Source organism: Prevotella sp. TCVGH (assembly GCF_023522295.1).
GTDB classification, from domain to species: Bacteria; Bacteroidota; Bacteroidia; order Bacteroidales; family Bacteroidaceae; genus Prevotella; species Prevotella timonensis.
In genome coordinates, this window is the sequence record NZ_QFFX01000144.1 from 1 (window position 1) to 1,220 (window position 1,220).

The following is a 1,220-nucleotide window of genomic DNA, read 5'->3' on the forward strand; positions in this document are numbered from 1 at the left end:
CGGCTTGGGGCAGAAGTTTTACCCGACAAAGAGTATTAGTCTTTTGTCTTCTGAATTTAAGCCACATAGCCCCTGCATCATCCTGCACAAGATGTTCCTTGCGCAGATTCATCATATCGCAAAAGGCTGTGCCTGTATAGCAGGTGAACAGGAAAAGGTTACGGGCAAGTGTCAGTTCTGTTTCCTCCTCTTCTAATCGGACTTGCTTTATCCTATCAAAAGAAGCCCTGTCCAACGCTCTGGGCAGTTTACTCTCTCCTCTGTCTATCTTGACAAGGTCAAAGAGAGGACGGTCTATGATACCCTCGCGAAAAGCCAAACGGCATACTTTCTTGACTGCCAATGCCATCTTGCGGTAATAACTCTGTGAATGACCATGTTTTCCCACGCTGTATTGATGTAAGCCGTCCAAGAAATCCTCGGTTAGTTGCCCAAAGGTAATGTCGCCGGTGCAATATCGTTCCTGAATAAAGGCTTGCAGATGCTTTCTGAGCATGTAATACATCGAGTGCCAACGTGCCGAAATCTCCACGCCAACCAATTGCTTCTCGTCTTCCACCATCTGGTCGTAGCGTTGAAAGAACGTAGTGCGGTTCTGCATTGAGCCTTGGAACTGCTCCTTGATGTCTTTTGCAGAGAACTCTATACCTCTATCACAAAGCGTTTGGTACGCTCGTTGTACAGAGAGAAGCAGTTGTTCCAACTTTGCATTGGTTGTCACTGCTTCACGGCTCTTGCCATTCAATCGGCTCTCTCGCACATTCCACAACTTGGGATTGCACGACAGCTTACTGCTGAATTGAGCCATCGTGCGATTATAGGTTATCCGTCCCATTATCGGAGCCTGCCCCGACTTGTCCAAACCGCTCTTTTTGAGGTAGAGCAAAACCTTCATTTTCCCTTTTTGCATACGCTTCTGTTTTTGTGGGCAAAGTTACCCTTTTTTGAAGCGTTTTTGGTTATGCAAAATATTGTGGTTCAGTGCATAAACACCATAATGGCAGAAATCGCCACCACTGTACAAACTGCTTATCGTTACCTCGTTTTATTCACACACATTTGGCTAACGATTTGGTAACGTATCTTCTGCACAAATCCACATTTTCTGCACTTTCACCCTCTAAGCAATACACGGCGATAATCCGTGTTTTTCACACATTCTCAATCACTTACCATCAACCTGCATAAAACATCTCTTTTCTTGCATTTGCCCGGTAAAA

The 1,220-nt window shown here is 45.2% G+C and carries 1 protein-coding gene; it reads right to left on the reverse strand.

Features of this window, described 5'->3' with window-relative positions; genetic code table 11:
- Window positions 1–910 (reverse strand): phage integrase SAM-like domain-containing protein (locus tag DEM91_RS12505; protein WP_249859124.1); only part of this gene is annotated, 910 nt, incomplete at its 3' end.
- Window positions 911–1,220 lie beyond the last annotated feature (310 nt).